The sequence below is a fragment of the Xanthobacter autotrophicus ATCC 700552 genome (assembly GCF_043194565.1).
Taxonomy (GTDB): domain Bacteria; phylum Pseudomonadota; class Alphaproteobacteria; order Rhizobiales; family Xanthobacteraceae; genus Xanthobacter; species Xanthobacter autotrophicus_F.
The window spans coordinates 1-876 of sequence record NZ_JBAFVS010000072.1 but is presented as its reverse complement, the minus strand read 5'-3'; the positions used below and the strand labels follow the sequence as shown (position 1 = coordinate 876).

At 67.8% G+C, this 876-nt stretch carries 1 protein-coding gene; it reads left to right on the top strand.

Going from position 1 to position 876, the window contains the following annotated elements; all coding sequences use genetic code 11:
- Positions 1–855, top strand: an 855-nt coding sequence (gene sucD, locus V5F48_RS24950; protein WP_394260644.1) for a succinate--CoA ligase subunit alpha, incomplete at its 5' end; no start/stop codon positions are given.
- Positions 856–876 lie beyond the last annotated feature (21 nt).

Here is an 876-nt window from a genome sequence, read left to right as displayed (position 1 = left end):
GTCATCACCCAGGGCTTCACCGGCAAGAACGGCACCTTCCACGCCCAGCAGGCCATTGCCTACGGCACCAAGATGGTCGGCGGCACTTCTCCCGGCAAGGGCGGCACCACCCACCTGAACCTGCCGGTGTTCGACACCGTGATCGAGGCCAAGGAAAAGACCGGGGCCGACGCCTCGGTGATCTACGTGCCGCCGCCCGGCGCCGCGGATGCGATCCTGGAGGCCATCGACGCCGAGATCCCGCTCATCGTCTGCATCACCGAGGGTATCCCGGTGCTGGACATGGTGAAGGTGAAGCGGGCGCTGTCGGGCTCCAAGTCCCGGCTCATCGGCCCCAACTGCCCCGGCATCGTGACGGCGGGCGAATCGAAGATCGGCATCATGCCGGCCAACATCTTCAAGACCGGCTCGGTGGGCGTGGTGTCGCGCTCGGGCACGCTGACCTATGAGGCGGTGTTCCAGACCTCGCAGGAGGGCCTGGGGCAGACCTCGGCTGTGGGCATCGGCGGCGACCCGGTGAAGGGCACCGAGTTCATCGACGTGCTTGAGATGTTCCTGGCGGACCCGAAGACCACGTCGATCATCATGATCGGCGAGATCGGCGGCTCGGCGGAGGAAGAGGCGGCGCAGTTCATCGCCGACGAGGCGAAGAAGGGGCGCAAGAAGCCGATGGTGGGCTTCATCGCCGGCCGCACGGCGCCTCCCGGCCGCCGCATGGGCCATGCGGGCGCCATCATCTCCGGCGGCAAGGGCGGCGCCGAGGACAAGATCGCGGCCATGGAGGCGGCGGGCATCCGCGTGTCGCCGTCCCCGGCCCGTCTCGGCAAGACCCTCGTCGAAGTGCTCAAGGGCTGAGTGACCTTGGGCTGAGTATCT